This is a genomic window from Pseudomonas sp. ERMR1:02 (assembly GCF_002277815.1).
In the GTDB taxonomy this organism is placed as follows: Bacteria; Pseudomonadota; Gammaproteobacteria; order Pseudomonadales; family Pseudomonadaceae; genus Aquipseudomonas.
This window is the reverse complement of sequence record NZ_NKJI01000004.1, coordinates 1-16111: the sequence shown is the minus strand read 5'-3', so window position 1 is coordinate 16111 and position 16111 is coordinate 1. Positions and strand designations below refer to the sequence as shown.

11 protein-coding genes and 3 pseudogenes are annotated in these 16111 nt (G+C 58.6%); 8 read left to right on the top strand and 6 right to left on the bottom strand.

The features are described 5' to 3' along the window. The first annotated feature begins 289 nt into the window (after positions 1 to 289). From CES87_RS08630 to CES87_RS08620, 3 genes are all read left to right on the top strand, one after another. Positions 290 to 3028, top strand: a complete 2739-nt coding sequence (locus CES87_RS08630; protein WP_128605808.1) for a LuxR C-terminal-related transcriptional regulator — start codon at positions 290 to 292, stop codon at positions 3026 to 3028. Positions 3029 to 3103: 75 nt separating this feature from the next. Then, the gene (locus tag CES87_RS08625; protein ID WP_128605807.1) at positions 3104 to 3745 is read left to right on the top strand and encodes an MBL fold metallo-hydrolase; all 642 of its coding nucleotides are present in this window, start codon (positions 3104 to 3106) and stop codon (positions 3743 to 3745) included. 104 nt (positions 3746 to 3849) lie between these two features. Beyond that, entirely contained in the window at positions 3850 to 4590 is a 741-nt protein-coding gene (locus CES87_RS08620; RefSeq protein ID WP_128605806.1) for an OmpA family protein, read from the top strand. A gap of 129 nt (positions 4591 to 4719) precedes the next feature. Here the strand turns inward: CES87_RS08620 and CES87_RS08615 are convergent, their stop codons facing one another. Beyond that, positions 4720 to 5154, bottom strand: coding sequence for a YhcB family protein (locus CES87_RS08615; RefSeq protein ID WP_047533043.1), 435 nt, complete (start codon positions 5152 to 5154; stop codon positions 4720 to 4722). A gap of 144 nt (positions 5155 to 5298) precedes the next feature. Between CES87_RS08615 and CES87_RS08610 the strand changes: the two genes are divergently transcribed. The 3 genes from CES87_RS08610 to zapE all read left to right on the top strand — a co-directional run bounded on the left by CES87_RS08610 (position 5299) and on the right by zapE (position 8493). Then, a complete protein-coding gene (locus tag CES87_RS08610) occupies positions 5299 to 5928 on the top strand; it encodes an alpha/beta hydrolase (protein ID WP_128606100.1) in 630 nt (209 codons plus the stop codon). A gap of 24 nt (positions 5929 to 5952) precedes the next feature. Continuing rightward, entirely contained in the window at positions 5953 to 7308 is a 1356-nt protein-coding gene (locus tag CES87_RS08605) for a tryptophan--tRNA ligase (protein ID WP_128605805.1), read from the top strand. Positions 7309 to 7398: 90 nt separating this feature from the next. Beyond that, positions 7399 to 8493 carry a cell division protein ZapE gene (gene zapE / locus CES87_RS08600; protein WP_128605804.1) on the top strand — a complete coding sequence of 365 codons (1095 nt, stop codon included), beginning with the start codon at positions 7399 to 7401 and terminating at the stop codon, positions 8491 to 8493. Positions 8494 to 8661: 168 nt separating this feature from the next. On the opposite strand, the gene CES87_RS08595 is transcribed toward zapE, so the two are convergent. The 4 genes from CES87_RS08595 to CES87_RS08580 all read right to left on the bottom strand — a co-directional run bounded on the left by CES87_RS08595 (position 8662) and on the right by CES87_RS08580 (position 13099). Continuing rightward, the gene (locus tag CES87_RS08595) at positions 8662 to 9657 is read right to left on the bottom strand and encodes an asparaginase (protein WP_128605803.1); all 996 of its coding nucleotides are present in this window, start codon (positions 9655 to 9657) and stop codon (positions 8662 to 8664) included. A gap of 78 nt (positions 9658 to 9735) precedes the next feature. Next, the gene (locus tag CES87_RS08590) at positions 9736 to 10938 is read right to left on the bottom strand and encodes a hypothetical protein (RefSeq protein WP_128605802.1); all 1203 of its coding nucleotides are present in this window, start codon (positions 10936 to 10938) and stop codon (positions 9736 to 9738) included. 16 nt (positions 10939 to 10954) lie between these two features. Next, a complete protein-coding gene (locus CES87_RS08585) occupies positions 10955 to 11842 on the bottom strand; it encodes a nitrilase family protein (protein ID WP_128605801.1) in 888 nt (295 codons plus the stop codon). A 336-nt stretch (positions 11843 to 12178) separates the two neighbouring features. After that, positions 12179 to 13099 (bottom strand): GlxA family transcriptional regulator, encoded by a 921-nt coding sequence (locus CES87_RS08580; RefSeq protein ID WP_178081411.1) that lies wholly within the window; start codon positions 13097 to 13099, stop codon positions 12179 to 12181. Between the two features lie 219 nt (positions 13100 to 13318). Here CES87_RS08580 and CES87_RS08575 point away from each other — a divergent pair. Then, positions 13319 to 14454: pseudogene (locus tag CES87_RS08575) on the top strand (acyl-CoA dehydrogenase family protein). A gap of 130 nt (positions 14455 to 14584) precedes the next feature. Here the strand turns inward: CES87_RS08575 and CES87_RS08570 are convergent. Then, positions 14585 to 15622 (bottom strand): annotated as a pseudogene (locus tag CES87_RS08570) (NADP(H)-dependent aldo-keto reductase). A 244-nt stretch (positions 15623 to 15866) separates the two neighbouring features. On the opposite strand from CES87_RS08570, the pseudogene rplM reads away from it, so the two are divergent. Beyond that, positions 15867 to 16111: pseudogene (gene rplM, locus CES87_RS08565) on the top strand (50S ribosomal protein L13); the annotation flags it as partial.

Sequence of the window (16111 nt, the reverse complement as noted above, 5' to 3'; positions counted from 1 at the left end):
CACCCGAGGCCGCATCCTCATAAAACGCCCCGACTGGTTCGGGGCGTTTTTTTGCTTCCTGTGGGAGCGAGCTTGCTCGCGAAAAACCCGAGAGCACCGTGTGGTGCCAGATTTCACGCGTTATCGTTCACGACCATCGCGAGCACGCTCGCTCCTACAGTCGAAAGTGAAAATTGGTTTGTAGTCTTTTTGTAGCCATTTGTAGCAATTACCTTCATTCCCTCCTCGTTTACCGCTAGTCTGCGGACATCTGCAACGCCGCCACCCGCAATTCAAACAAGAGCCGGCCATGACTGATCTGTCCCCACCACCAGGTCCTGCAAGCGTCGCCGTTGCCACGCTGGACGGGCGCTTTTTCCGACCGCCATTGCCCGACGGCCATGTGCTGCGCCCGCGACTTTGCGAGCGCCTGAGCGCGGGGCTCGGTGGCAGGTTGCTGCTGGTCAGCGCCCCGGCGGGGTTCGGCAAGAGTTCGTTGGCGGTGGAGTTCTGTCAGTCGCTGCCGGCCCATTGGCAAAGTCTCTGGCTGGGCTTGAGCCCCCGAGACAGTGACCCGGGTCGATTCCTTGAGCGATTGCTCGAAGGCCTCCAGGACGATTATCCGCAACTGGGCAGGCAGTCCCTCGGGCTGTTGAAAATGCGTCAACGGCATCAGCCGTTTGCCTTCGAAGAGTGGCTGGACGGCTTGCTCGACGAATTGGCCGTACACCTGTCGACGGCGACGCCACTGTTGCTGGTGCTCGATGACTACCATCTGGCCCAGGGGCCGGTTCTCGATCGCTGCCTGCAATTTTTCCTCAACCACCTTCCCGATGGTTTGCTGGTGATGGTCACCAGCCGTCAACGTCCTGACTGGCATTTGGCACGGCTGCGTCTTTCGCGGCAACTGCTGGAGTTGCACGAGCAAGACCTACGCATGACCCACGATGAAGCATTGAGCCTGCTCAATCGGCACAGTAGCTCCTTGCGCGGTGAGGCGCTGGAAAACCTGATCCAGCGTAGCGAAGGCTGGGTGGCCGGCTTGCGCTTCTGGCTATTGGCGGCATCCGAAGCGGGCACCCATGGCGCATTTCCCCAGACGCTTCACGGCGGGGAAGGCCTGATCCGCGACTACCTGCTTGAAGAAGTGATCGATTGCCTGCCCGCCGAGGTGCAGGCTTTTCTTTACGACACGGCGCCCCAGGAACGTTTTTGCAGCGAACTGTGCGACGCCGTTCGCGACGCCCATGACAGTGCCGAAATCCTGCGCTTTCTGGCGGCTCACCAGGTGTTCCTGGTGCCGCTGGACGAGCATGGCCACTGGTATCGCTACCACCATCTGTTTTCAGACCTGCTGCGCTCTCGGCCTGCTGTCCAGTCGATGGTGCCGGCCGCCAGTCTGCACCTGCGCGCCTGTCGCTGGTTCAATGCCCAGGGGTTGCTCGATGAAGCGGTGGAGCAGGCGTTGCGCGCCGGGCATCTGGACGTCGCCGCGAACCTGGTGCAAAACCTGTCGGAAGAGCAACTGCTGGCCGAGCAGAATGTTGGCATGTTGCTGCGCTGGAAAATGGACTTGCCTGACAGCCTGCTGATCAGTACCCCACGGCTCATTGTGCTCTACAGCTGGGCGCTGGGGCTGGCCTGTCAACTGGACGCGGCCGAGGAACTGGCCAGTCATTTGAGCCGCTTTTTGCCGGCCCCGTCAGCCACCGCGCAAAAGTCGATGCTGGCGCAATGGCTGGCCTTGAGCGGGATTATCGCTCGCGGGCGCGGCAATCGTGAGCTCACGCTGCGCTATTGCACCGAAGCGCTGGAGAGCCTTCCGTGCAAGCGTTACGGTCAGCGGCTGATGTGCCTTTCGACCCTGTCTAACCTGGCAATCGCCGATGGTGACTTGTGGCGTGCCCGCGGGTTGAACCGTGACTCCCTGGAATTGGCGCAACGGGTCGGTAACCCGTTGTTCGAAGCGCTGGCCCACTACGACCGTGCACGAGTGCTGCAAGCGCGAGGGGAAATCCTGCGCTCGCTGGATGAAGTACGGCATGGGCTGCAACGCCTGCAAGGGCTGTCACCGCAGCGGCTCTATGCCGTACGCGCGCGGCTGATGTTGTACGAAGGTTTTTTGCTGGGGCTACGCCTGCAACCGCACGCGGCGCGGGTTCGTTTGCAGGCCGGTTTGAACGAGGCGCGTGCCTGCCGTGATATCAGCGTATTGATCGGCCATTGTGTCATCGCCCGGCTTGAAGGCAGCAGCGGCGAATTCGCCAAAGCCTTTGCCGAACTTGCCGAAGCTGAACGGCTGATGCACATCTGGGACGTGCCGCCCATTTATTATCTGGCGATGATCACACTGGTCAAATGCGAACTCTGGCTGGCCCAGGGACGCATCGATCTGGCGGAAGCCTGGCTGGCGCGACTAGGGCAGACTTATAACGGTGGACACCCGGCAGCACCGCCGGAATTCCACCCGCAACTACCCCTGCATATCGAACTGCAACAAGCGCTGCTGGAGGTCATTCAAGGTCAACCGATGCTGGCCGAAGGGCGTCTGAACGCGCTGCTCGAACATGGTCAGCAAAGTGGCCGACAGATGCTCAGTGCGATGGCACTGACTCAAAAAGTTTCGTTACTGCTGGGCAGCGGGCGCGAACCCGAGGCACGCAAGGCGCTGAGTCAGGCACTGGATGCCGCAGCCGGAGGCGTGCTGCAACCGTTTGACGGGCTGTTGGCGGAGCATCCGGACTGGCTTCGCGGGCAACTGCAAAACTGCGCGCAGACCACCGTTTCTCAGGACCTTGCGGAAAAACTTCCGGCACTGACAACCCGACCGATGCTGGAGTCTGCTCCCGCTGCCGAGCAACTCAGTACACGGGAGTTGTCCGTCCTGCGCCTGATTGCCCAAGGCTGCTCGAACCAGGAAATCAGCGATCAGCTGTTTATCTCCCTGCACACGGTCAAGACCCATGCCAGCCATATCAACAGCAAACTCGGGGTCGAGCGCCGTACGCAGGCGGTCGCGCGGGCCAAGGAGTTGGGGGTTTTAGGTTAAGTTACACATCCATGCAAATGGCCGGTTACTCAATTGTGCGAAAATCGCTCGTCCCAGTTTATCGAGCAGGCCCCGATGTCCCAGAAACCCTCTCTCATCCGCGAAACCTTCCCCGTCGGCCCTTTGCAGTGCAACTGCACGATCATTGGCGATCCGATCACGAAAAAGGCCATCGTCGTCGATCCGGGCGGCAATCATGAGCTGATTCTCGCTCGCCTCGACGCCTTGGGCTTGAAGGTAGTCAGCATCATTCACACCCACGCCCACCTCGATCACTTCCTTGCCTCGGGTCAGTTGAAGGAAAAAACCGGCGCTACCCTGCACCTGCACAAGGAAGATCAATTTCTCTGGGACAATCTGGAGATGCAATGCCAGATGTTCGGTGTTCCCTATACGCCGGTGCCGTCGCCGGATCGCTGGCTGGCCGACGACGAAGAACTGGCCTGTGGCTGCGGCGTGGCGTTGCATACGCCCGGTCATACGCCGGGTTCCATGAGCTTTTGGTTTTCAGAGTCTAAGCTGCTGATTGCCGGTGACACCCTGTTTCGTCGCGGGGTAGGGCGCACGGATTTGTGGGGAGGCGATCAGGCAACTATCGTGCGTTCGATCAAGCAGCGCCTGTATACCCTTGACGAAGAGGCGACCGTGGTGACCGGACATGGTCCTGACACCCGTCTAGGTGATGAAATGCGCGAAAATCCTTTTGTTCGGGCCTGATTTGTAACACGCGGAATTTTTATCTGCCGAAACGATCCAACGCCCGCAAAGGTTCGATGCTTACGTCCGTTGCACCACAGAATGTAAAAAAGTAGGAGCTCTTCATGTTCACCACGCGTCGTTTGATTATTGTCGCTACGGCTGTGGCCGTTTTGTCCGGTTGTGCCTCGCCTAACCCATACGGCGGTCAAGGCCAGGCTCAGGGCCAGGCGGATAGCGGTTCCGAAGGCATGAGCAAAACCGCCAAATATGGTGGTCTCGGCGCGCTGGCCGGTGCTTTGGCCGGTGCCGCCATCAACCACGATAATCGTGGCAAGGGTGCGCTGATCGGCGCTGCGGTGGTCGGTGCTTCCGCTGCCGGTTACGGTTATTACGCTGACCAGCAGGAGAAAAAACTGCGCGCCAGCATGGCCAACACCGGTGTTGAAGTGCAGCGCCAAGGCGATCAGATCAAACTGATCATGCCGGGCAATATCACGTTCGCTACCGATTCGGCGAACATCGCTTCCGGTTTCTATCAGCCGTTGAACAACCTGGCTGGCTCGTTGAAAGAATTCAACCAGAACCAGATCGAAATCATCGGCTACACCGACAGTACCGGCAGCCGCCAGCACAACATGGACCTGTCCCAACGTCGGGCCCAGAGCGTCGCGACTTACCTCACTTCGCAAGGTGTGACCGGTACTAACCTAAGCGCCCGTGGCGCCGGCCCGGATAGCCCGGTTGCCAGCAACGCTGACGTTAACGGACGCGCGCAGAACCGCCGGGTCGAGGTCAACCTCAAAGCGATTCCAGGCCAGCAGTATGGCGCCCAGCAGCAAGGTACAGTGCAGCAATATCCTTGATCGTCTGACTGAACCCCTGTGGGAGCGAGCTTGCTCGCGATGGGGCCAGTGAAGGCAAAGTAGTACTCAGAAACAAAAAAGCCCCCGGACAATCACATGTCCGGGGGCTTTTTATCGGCTGAAACCTGCTTACTTCTTCAGGCCGTAATGCTCATCAAGCATGCCCGGGGCGTTCGGGGCTTTGGGCGCGTAGTCGCGCGGCGGTTCCTGATTGCGCGGTGGTGTCAGGCGTTCCCGTGGAGCCTGCGCCGCGTCGGCGTGCAGGGAGGCCAGCAGGCGTTGGCGGGTCTGTTCGTCCAGGGCCAGGCGGTTGGCGCCCTCGGCGAGATGATCCTGCACTTCCTGATAGCTCTGAGTCAGTTTCTTGACCAGTGTTGCAGTGCTGTTGAAGTGGGTCACTACCTCATTCTGATAACTGTCGAAACGTTCCTGAATATCGTCCAGCTGACGTTGCGTGCTGCTAGGCGCGGCATTCGGCGCAAGGCGAGCGATCAGGAATCCAATGGCGACACCCACAACCAGGGCAAGAGTCGGCAACAACCAAACTAAGAGCGAGTGTTCCACGAGTCCTTCCTCTATAAACGGCTTTGCTTTACGTTAACGGCTCGAACCTGTGCTGTATACCGCGATTCACTCGCAATAGACAGGCACAGACAATTTGCTAGACGAGTCGACCCGATTCGAGGTCACGGAGTTCCTTCCTTGCTTATGCGTGAAACCCCTGTAGTGATTGATGGCCCGGTCGGGCAACTGGAAGCGCTTTACTTGGACAACGAGCAGCCGCGCGGCCTGGCGCTGATCTGCCACCCGAACCCGGTGCAGGGCGGCACGATGCTCAACAAAGTGGTCTCGACTCTGCAGCGCACTGCGCGCGATGCCGGTTTGATTACCCTGCGATTCAACTACCGTGGTGTTGGGGCCAGTGAAGGCACCCACGACATGGGCACCGGCGAAGTCGACGATGCCCAGGCAGCAGTGCAATGGCTGCGGGCCAAACACCCGGATTTGCCCCTGACCCTGTTCGGTTTCTCCTTCGGCGGCTTTGTTGCAGCAAGTCTCGGCGGGCGCCTGGAAGCTCGTGGCGAGCAGCTCAAGCACTTGTTCATGGTCGCGCCAGCGGTGATGCGCCTGGGGGATCAGGATCAACTGTCGCAACACGGCGAACTGACCCTGATTCAGCCGGAAACCGACGAAGTCATCGATCCGCAAGCGGTCTATGACTGGTCTGAAAAACTCGAACGCCCCCATGAGCTGCTGAAAGTGGCAGAATGCGGACACTTTTTTCATGGCAAGCTGACCGATCTCAAGGATCTGATCCTGCCGCGTCTCTCGAATTGATTGCAGTCTGACAAGCGATTACCCATGACGACTCGTACCCGTATCCTCACCGGCATCACTACCACCGGCACGCCGCACCTGGGCAATTACGCCGGCGCCATCCGCCCGGCAATCGTCGCCAGCCGTGACAGCAATGCCGATTCGTTCTATTTCCTGGCAGACTACCACGCCCTGATCAAATGCGATGACCCGCTGCGCATCCAGCGCTCGCGTCTGGAAATCGCCGCGACCTGGCTGGCTGGTGGCCTGGATGTGGACCGCGTGACCTTCTACCGTCAGTCCGACATCCCGGAAATCCCCGAACTGACCTGGCTGCTGACCTGCGTCGCCGCCAAGGGCCTGCTCAACCGCGCACACGCCTACAAGGCTTCGGTGGACAAGAACGTCGAGACCGGCGAAGACCCGGACGCCGGTATCACCATGGGTTTGTACAGCTATCCGGTGCTGATGGCCGCGGACATCTTGATGTTCAACGCGCACAAGGTGCCGGTCGGTCGTGACCAGATCCAGCACGTGGAAATGGCGCGGGACATCGGCCAGCGCTTCAACCACCTGTTTGGCCATGGCAAAGAATTCTTCACAATGCCCGAAGCGTTGATCGAAGAAAGCGTTGCCACACTGCCGGGCCTGGACGGTCGCAAGATGTCGAAAAGCTACGACAACACCATTCCGCTGTTCAGCAGCGCCAAAGAGATGAAAGATGCGATTTCGCGGATCGTCACCGACTCGCGCGCGCCGGGCGAAGCAAAAGATCCCGACAACTCGCACCTGTTCACCCTGTTCCAGGCCTTCGCCACCCCGGCACAATCGGACGAATTCCGTAGCGAACTGTTGCAGGGACTGGGTTGGGGCGAGGCGAAGAATCGCCTGTTCCAGTTGTTGGACAATGAACTGGGTGAATCCCGTGATCGCTATAACACGCTGATTGAACGCCCCGCGGACCTGGAAGACATCCTGCAACACGGTGCGAAAAAGGCCCGTGCGGTGGCGACACCGTTCCTCAACGAGCTGCGTGAAGCGGTGGGCTTGCGTTCTTTCGTTGCCCAGACGCAGGTTGCGGCTTCCACCAAGAAGAAAGCCGCGAAAGCCGCGCGTTTCGTCAGCTTCCGCGAAGACGACGGCAGTTTCCGCTTCCGTCTGCTGGCGGCTGATGGCGAGCAACTGCTGTTGTCGCGCAACTTCGCCGACGGCAAAACCGCAGGGCAAGTGACCAAGCAGCTGCAATCGGGGCAGGCTCTGGACGTGCGCAGTGAAGACCTGAGCTTCAGCGTCTGGCTGGAAGGCGAGTGCGTTGCCGACAGCCCGGCTTTCGCTGAAAGTGCCGTGCGCGATGCTGCAATCGAGGCTCTGCGGATCGCTCTGACGCCGGTTCAGGAATAATCAACGGCCCGGCCCTACCAAGGGCGGATTGCCATTCCCACGGGCCGTCGCTACAGTGACGGCCCGTTTTTGTTGCCTTGCTAACGAATTATGACGCCCCTAGAACGATATCAAGCTGATCTGAAACGCCCGGAATTTTTCCATGACGCCGCGCAGGAAACTGCCGTGCGTCATTTGCAGCGCCTGTACGACGATCTGGTCGCGGCTTCGCAGAACAAACCGGGCCTGCTCGGCAAACTGTTTGGCAAGAAAGACCAGGCACCGGTCAAGGGCCTGTACTTCTGGGGCGGCGTGGGTCGCGGAAAGACTTACCTGGTCGACACCTTCTTCGAAGCGTTGCCGTTCAAGGAAAAGACCCGCACTCACTTCCACCGCTTCATGAAGCGCGTGCACGAAGAGATGAAGACCCTCGGCGGCGAGAAAAACCCGCTGACCCTTATTGCCAAGCGCTTTTCCGATGAAACGCGGGTGATTTGCTTCGATGAGTTTTTCGTCTCCGACATTACCGATGCGATGATCCTCGGCACGCTGATGGAAGAGTTGTTCAAGAACGGCGTGACCCTGGTCGCGACTTCGAACATCGTGCCCGACGGCCTGTACAAGGACGGCCTGCAACGCGCGCGCTTCTTGCCGGCCATTGCGTTGATCAAGCAGAACACCGAAATCGTCAACGTCGACAGCGGTGTCGATTACCGTCTGCGTCACCTCGAACAAGCCGAGCTGTTCCACTTCCCGCTCGACGAAGCGTCCCACGAAAGCCTGCGTAAGAGCTTCCGTGCGTTGACGCCGGAATGCACGGCAGCGGTCGAAAACGATGTGCTGATGATCGAAAACCGCGAAATCCGTGCCCTGCGCACCTGCGATGACGTGGCCTGGTTCGACTTCCGCGAACTCTGCGACGGTCCGCGCAGCCAGAACGACTACATCGAACTGGGCAAGATTTTCCACGCCGTGCTGCTCAGCAGTGTCGAGCAGATGAGCGTCACCACCGACGACATCGCCCGACGTTTCATCAACATGGTCGACGAGTTCTACGACCGTAACGTGAAACTGATCATTTCTGCCGAAGTCGAACTCAAAGACCTCTACACCGGTGGCCGCCTGAACTTCGAGTTTCAGCGCACCCTGAGTCGTCTGCTGGAAATGCAATCCCACGAATTCCTGTCCCGGGCGCATAAGCCATAAGACAGTTCGAGAATGAAGAAAGGCCTGCAAATGCAGGCCTTTTTTATGAATGCAAATCCCCAGCCCTTGTAGGAGCGAGGCTTGCCCGCGAAGGCAGTATGTCTGTTACATCGATGCCGGATGTGCCGGCGTCTTCGCGGGCAAGCCTCGCTCCTACAAGGGCTGGTGTCAGCATTGAAGGAGGGCATCGCCCTTGAGATACCCCGCCAACTCATGCTCCTGCTGGCATCCGAGAAGCAGCCAAAGCAAAATCCGGGCTTTGCGCGGACAGAGAAAACCGGCCATCGACGCACCCTTGCGGATCAAATCCATCTCACCGCCGGCAAAACCGTAGGAAACTTTTGCGGTCGAGCCGGAGCCGGTGCGGGTCGCAATAATCACCGGAATTTTTTCGGCGATGTGCTCAATCACGGTCGCCCACCTCTGCGAGACGTGACCTGCGCCGAAACCGGCGATCACCAGCCCGTCGTAACCCAGTGCGATGATGTTTTCCAGTAGCAGGGTGTCGGCCGAGAGTGATGCCTCGAGCATCGCCACCTTCTGTGTGGTCTTTTGCGGAAGGGGCAAAACCATGCGCTGTCTTGGCGGGCGCAGATAACATGCGCGGTCTTCCAGCAGCAAGCCTGTGGGCCCCGCAACGGGAGAGGAAAACGCCTGCAACGCCAGCGAATCGGTTTTACGTACGCTACACGCTTGATGAATCTGCCCGTTCATCACGACCTGAACACCGCGCTGTCGGCTGTTCGCTGCCAGTGCGACGCGGCACGCATCCAGCAGATTCGCTGGTCCATCGGCCCCCGGCTGTGCTGCCGAACGCATCGCCCCGGTCAACACCAAGGGGAAGTCGTGGGGCCATAAGTAATCAAAGAACGTTGCTGCCTCCTCAAGGGTGTCGGTGCCTTGGATAATCACGACACCAACGGCGCCTTGCTTGACCTGAAACTTTGCCCAGGACAACACGCTCAGCAAAAGCTCGAAATCCAGTGAAGCGCTGGGCAGCATGCCGAGGGTTTCAATGTTCACTAGGGCCAACGTCGCCAGTTCCGGTATGGAGGTGAGCAGGGTTTCACCGCTGACGGTCGGGATAACGCCCTCACCGGCATTTCTGGCTTGCATGCTTACCGTTCCGCCGAGCGCTGCGATGGCCAGTTTGGGCAGGTCCATGTCATTACCTCGAATGTTTGTCATGAAAAGTGGCTGTATCCGGTTGCGGGCCGCGATACAGCCGAATGGCGGAGTACGTCAATCCGCTATCAGGTATCCGATCAGCGGGACTATGAGCAACGTACTGATGGCCATCGATAGAACATTGGCGATGTAGGGGTGCATGTCGGCCGGTAATTTCCTGGCTATCGCACACGCCAGAGGTGGTGCTAACAATGCCCCTAGCAGCGCGCTCGAGATGATGATCTGCCAGCTACCGCCGTAGGCCAGGATCGCCGCAGGCACCACTGATACCAAGGGGATGTAAGTGGGGTACCAGCCTCGTAACATCCATTGTCGACGCCAGATCAACACCCCGATTGCCGAGGTCAATGCCTGTGCGCCGATGATGTGCAACAGCAGGCCCGAACCGTACACCGGACTCAGGGGATTCAAGCTGTACGCCAGTAATGCACCCAGTATCAGACCAAGGCTGGCCAACTCATTGCCAAAGAAAGGTGCTTCGGAGAAGTCCGCCAGGATCCGACGCAGGCTCCAGATGACGCCATAGTCGGGTGCCTTGGCGGTGACGTGTGTGGTGGTCGAGACGGGTGGCGCCCCGGATTGCTTGGACTTCACCAGGCTCGGCCAGTAGCGGCAGAGCAGAAACGCCACGACACTGGCAACAGCCATGCCCAGTACGTTGCCGATCACTGCTGGCAAGACCAATGGGTTACACACGAAGTTGACGATCAGCAGACACATCGGTGTGACGAGCACGGCGCCGATGATTGCGCCGTTGATCGTGACCTTCCAGCCGCCGCCAAACATCAGCACCATCGCTGCTGGCAGCGAAACAAACGCGACAAACGTGGGCTGCCAGTCAGTGGCGCTTACAGTCCAGCCCCACAGCAAGTTACTCAGCAGCAGCCCGAGCAACGAACTGGTGACCAGCCACGGCCACAATCCAGTCCCATAGGAAATGGCAAACCCTTGCCAGGATTTCCCTGTTCTGTTCGCCCAATAAGCCAAATAAGCCCCCGCCAACAGACCGATCGAGGCGAACTCGTGTTTGTAGAACGCCACCTCGCTGATGTCGCCCAGCACCCAGCGCAACCAGGCACTTGGCTCGGGTAGCCCCGACACCATGTCGCTGTAGCTGGGCCAATGAGCAGACCAGGCAGTACGGTTAGTGAATGAAAGCCAGACAATCAGCAATGTCGCGCCGATCAACATCAGGATGACCGCCGTATCAAAAGGCGATCTGCGGGCGATTCGGTTTTGTTCGGTTGAGATGTCCATACGTATGCCTCCTTGATCAGCGAGGGAGGCAAGGGTGTTGGGTGTAACCGAGCATCTGATCGTAAAGATCGGTTCGGCGATCACGATGCAGGTCGTTCAAGTTATTCCAGATGGGGGCACTGCGGGAGCTGGTCAGGTCGATGTCAGCAAACAGGATTTCCTGCTTGTCTGCCGATGCCACTGCGCCAATTGGCCAACCGTTGGTTCCGGCCATCAGAGAACAACCCAGGTAGCGAGCGCCGCGTTCCTCTCCGATCCGGCTGGCGGCGGCGATAAACACGTTGTTGACGTGAGCGGCGGTCATCGTCAGATACGACGCCATGCACTTGCCCGCATCGTCGAACAGCGGCGGCGGTGTCCATACCCAGTTGTTCATGCTGCAAATGATGTCCGCGCCTTGCTGGCTGAGGATTCGTGGCACCTCCGGGAACCAGATGTCCCAGCAGATCAGCATTCCGATGCGTCCTATCGGCGTGTCAAATACCGGGAAGCCCAGATCGCCGGGGGTGAACCAGAGCTTCTCCAGATTCCACAAATGAGCCTTGCGGTACTTTCCGATAAACCCGTCTGGCCCCACGAGAACGCCGGTGTTGAAGAGTCGCATGCCGTCGCGTTCCGCCAAACCGGCTACGAGGTAGATCTGGTGAGTGCAGGCGAAGTCGATCCAGAGCTGCACGCTTGGCCCATCGGGAACGGCCTCGCAATGATCGAAAGCATCTTGCCGATTGCTGAAAAAATAACCGGTATTTGAAAGCTCAGGCAAAACGATGAGATTCGCACCACCGTTTACCGCTTCAAGCGCCAATTCCAGGCTGCGACGCAGATTACCTTCACGATTCTCCATGCCGACTTGTGGATCGAATTGCACGACTGCTACACGAACAGGACTTGTTGGCTCGCTCATTCTGATGACCTCTTTTTATTGTTTTACACGCTGTTTATTGGCGTGCTCATAAGAGGGGCATCAAGAATGGCTTGTAAGTCAGCTGCTTCCGTTTAGGTCGTAGTCCAAATCCCAAGATGGATGAGCGAGGCGTTTTCTTTGGCGTGCAAGGAGAGGCAGGGAGGTATAGCGCAATGCGCGCGCATGACCGTGGTGATGTTGGGATCAGGTTTTGAGCAGGTGCCAGTACTTTGTGGGAGCACAGCTTGCTGGCGATGAACGATGACGCGGTATATCAGGCTAACCGCGTCATCGTTCATCGCCAGCAAGCTGTGCTCCTACAGGGTTTGCGGGATCTTATGCGGCTTGCTGAAACTGCTGTCGATACTGGTTTGGCGACAGTTCAGTGTGTTGGCGGAATAGCCGGGCGAAGAAGCTCGCGTCGTCATAGCCGACTTCATAGCTGATGGTCTTGATGCTCTTGCGGCTGGCGGACAGCAGGCCTTTGGCGGTTTCGATCCGCAAGCGTTGCAGATAATGCAGCGGCTTGTCGCCGGTGGCGGTCTGGAAGCGGCGCATGAAGTTACGGATGCTCATGCCGTGTTCGCGGGCGACGTCTTCGAAGCGGAATTTGTCGGCGAAGTGTTCTTCGAGCCAGTGCTGGATCTGCAGGATGATCACGTCCTGGTGCAGTTTCTGTCCGCCGAAGCCGATGCGTCCTGGCGAGTAGCTGCGCTGCACTTCATAGAGGATGTCCCGCGCCACGGCCTGGGACACATTGGCGCCGCAGAAACGCTCGATCAGGTAGATATACAGATCGCATGCCGAAGTGGTGCCGCCCGCGCAGAACAGGTTATCCGCGTCGGTCAGGTGTTTGTCCTGATTGAGGTAAACCCGCGGAAAACGTTCGGCGAAGGCATTGAAGAAGCGCCAGTAGGTGGTCGCTTCCTTGCCATCAAGCAGTCCGGCCTCGGCCAGCCAGAATACTCCGGTGGCCTCGCCGCACAGTACCGCGCCGCGTGCATGTTGCTGACGCAGCCAAGGCAGGACTTGTGGGTAACGTTGACAAAGGGTCTCGAAATCGTCCCAGAACGCGGGGAGGACGATGATGTCGGCGTTTTCCAGCCCGCCGTCCACCGGCATGATCACATCGCTGAAACTGTTCACCGGTTTGCCGTCGGGGCTGACCAGTCGGGTTTCGAAGGCCGGAACCAGGCCGTGGCCCAGCTGTTTGCCGTAGCGCAGGCTGGCGAGGTGGAAGAAATCCTTGGCTTGCATGAGGGTGGAAGCAAAAACCCGGTCGATGGCCAGGATGCTGACGCGCCGCAGGGGCGTGGAGGCTTGGTTAGACATAATTCAACTTTATTCTTATAGGGGAAAGTGGTCACCAGACGGCTGGATCGTCTTATTTTTGTCGGATGTGTCCAGTGTCCTGTATCAGACGCTGGGCTTAGTCTTTGAAGGTCAATCTCTTCTAAAAATAACGACAGGTGCCGCATGATCCCCAGAACCTTGTTCAGTTCCGAGCACGAACTTTTTCGCGACAGCGTGCGAACGTTCCTGGAAAAGAAGCGGTGCCGTTCCATGGGCAATGGGAAAAACAAGGTTTCATCGACCGTAAACTCTGGAACAAGGCAGGGGAGGCGGGGATGTTGTGCTCGCATCTGCCGGAAGAGTACGGCGGGCTGGGGGCTGACTTTCTCTACAGTGCGGTGGTGATCGAAGAGGTGGGACGACTGGGGCTGACCGGCATCGGTTTTTCCCTGCATTCGGATATCGTTGCGCCGTACATCCTGCATTACGGCAGTGAAACGCTGAAACACAAATACCTGCCGAAACTGGTCACCGGGGAAATGGTCAGTGCCATCGCCATGACCGAGCCAGGCGCCGGTTCCGACCTGCAAGGCGTGAAGACCACAGCAGTGCTGGATGGCGACGAATATGTGATCAACGGCTCGAAAACCTTCATCACCAACGGTTTTCTCGCTGACCTGGTGATCGTAGTGGCCAAGACCGATCCGAAGGCGGGAGCGAAGGGCACCAGTCTGTTTCTGGTGGAGGCCGATACGCCGGGCTTCGACAAGGGTAAGCGTCTGGAGAAGGTCGGTATGAAGGCTCAGGACACGTCGGAGCTGTTCTTTCAGGACGTCCGGGTGCCCAAGGAGAACCTGCTGGGCCAGGCCGGGATGGGCTTCGCCTACCTGATGCAGGAGTTGCCGCAGGAGCGCCTCACCGTCGCCATCGGAGGCTTGGCTTCAGCCGAAGCGGCGTTGCAATGGACGCTGGATTACACCCGCGAGCGCAAGGCTTTCGGCAAGTCGATTGCCGACTTCCAGAACACTCGTTTCAAACTGGCGGAAATGGCGACCGAAATTCAGATTGGTCGGGTCTTTGTCGACCGCTGTCTGGAGTTGCACCTAGAAGGCAAGCTCGATGTGCCGACGGCGGCGATGGCCAAGTACTGGGGCACCGACCTGCAATGCAAGGTCCTCGACGAGTGCGTGCAGCTGCATGGCGGCTACGGTTTCATGTGGGAATACCCGATCGCCCGGGCGTGGGCCGATGCGCGGGTACAACGGATTTATGCTGGCACGAATGAAATCATGAAGGAGATTATTGCGCGGTCGCTGTAATGCAGCGAGATCGTTCCCACGCTCTGCGTGGGAATGCAGCCCAGGACGCTCCGCGTCCCAAATCAAGAGCCGAACGCAGAGCGTCCGATGAGGCGTTCCCACGCAGAGCGCGGGAACGATCGGTGGCGCGTTATGGCGCAGGGTTCGGATGATCCTTGTGAATCGCCTCAATTCCTGAAGCACTTCATCCGACAGTTTCAGATCAAAACTGGCAATGTTGCTGTCCAGTTGCTCCAGCGACGTTGCCCCGATGATGTTGCTGGTCACGAACGGCTGTTGCGTCACGAATGCCAGCGCCATTTGCGCCGGGTCCAGGCCGTGTTCACGCGCCAGTGCCACATAGCGGCTGCACGCTGCTTCCGACTGGGGGTTGAAGTAGCGGCTGAAGCGGCTGTAGAGGCTCAGGCGGCCCTTCGGCGGGCGCGCGCCACCCTCGTACTTGCCTGACAGGAAGCCGAACGCCAGCGGCGAATAAGCCAGCAATCCGCACTGTTCGCGAATGGCGATTTCCGCCAGACCGACTTCGAAGCTGCGGTTGAGCAGGTTGTAGGGGTTCTGGATCGACACTGCGCGCGGCCAGCCGCGGGATTCGGCCAGGGCGAGGAAGCGCATCGTGCCCCACGGGGTTTCATTGGACAGGCCAATGTGGCGAATCTTGCCGGCCTTGACCTGTTCGTCGAGCGCTTCGAGGGTGTCCTCCAGCGGCGTCAGATTGGCTTCGATCTTGTGCTTATAGCCCAACTGCCGAAGAAATTGGTGCTGCGCTCCGGCCAGTGCAGTTGGTACAGGTCGATGTAATCGGTCTGCAAACGCTGGAGGCTGGCATCAACGGCCTCGGTGATGTGCTGTCGGTTGTGCCGCAGGTTTTTGTCGCGGATGTAGTCGATAGTGTTGCCGGGGCCGGCGATTTTGCTGGCCAAGATCCAGTCGGCACGATCGCCGCGGGTTTTGAAGTAATTGCCGATGTAGCGTTCCGTGTGGCGTAAGTTTCGGCCTTGGGAGGCACCGGGTACATTTCGGCGGTATCGATGAAATTGATCCCGGCGCTCTTGGCTCGCTCAATCTGGGCGAAGGCTTCAGCTTCGCTGTTTTGCTCACCCCAGGTCATGGTGCCGAGGCAGATTGCACTCACGTTCAGATTGGTCCGGCCTAGCTGGCGATAGTCCATCGGGTGCTCCTTGGGCAAAACAATCATAAAAGCAGGTTGAATTATTTTCGCAATCTGCATAATTGCGCACCTCTTTCTGCAGTGGAAGTGATGCGCCGCCGCCGAAGAATCTTGCCGTTGAACGGACGCGCCGACCCGAGCCCCCGAAAGCGTCTGTATCCGGCTGCCTTTGACTTGTCAAAGTACGCACTATTCAGTAAGATCCGCCGTCTAATTTACAGGGCGGCCCCTGAGGCTATAAAGAATGAAAACTTTTACTGCTAAACCGGAAACAGTACAGCGCGACTGGTTTGTCGTCGACGCTGCAGGTCAGACCCTGGGTCGTCTGGCCACCGAAATCGCGAGCCGTCTGCGTGGCAAGCATAAAGCTGAGTACACTCCTCACGTTGACACGGCGATTACATCGTCGTTATCAATGCCGAGCAGATTCGTGTAACCGTGCTAAAACCACCGACAAAATCTACTACTCCCACTCCGGTTTCCCGGCGG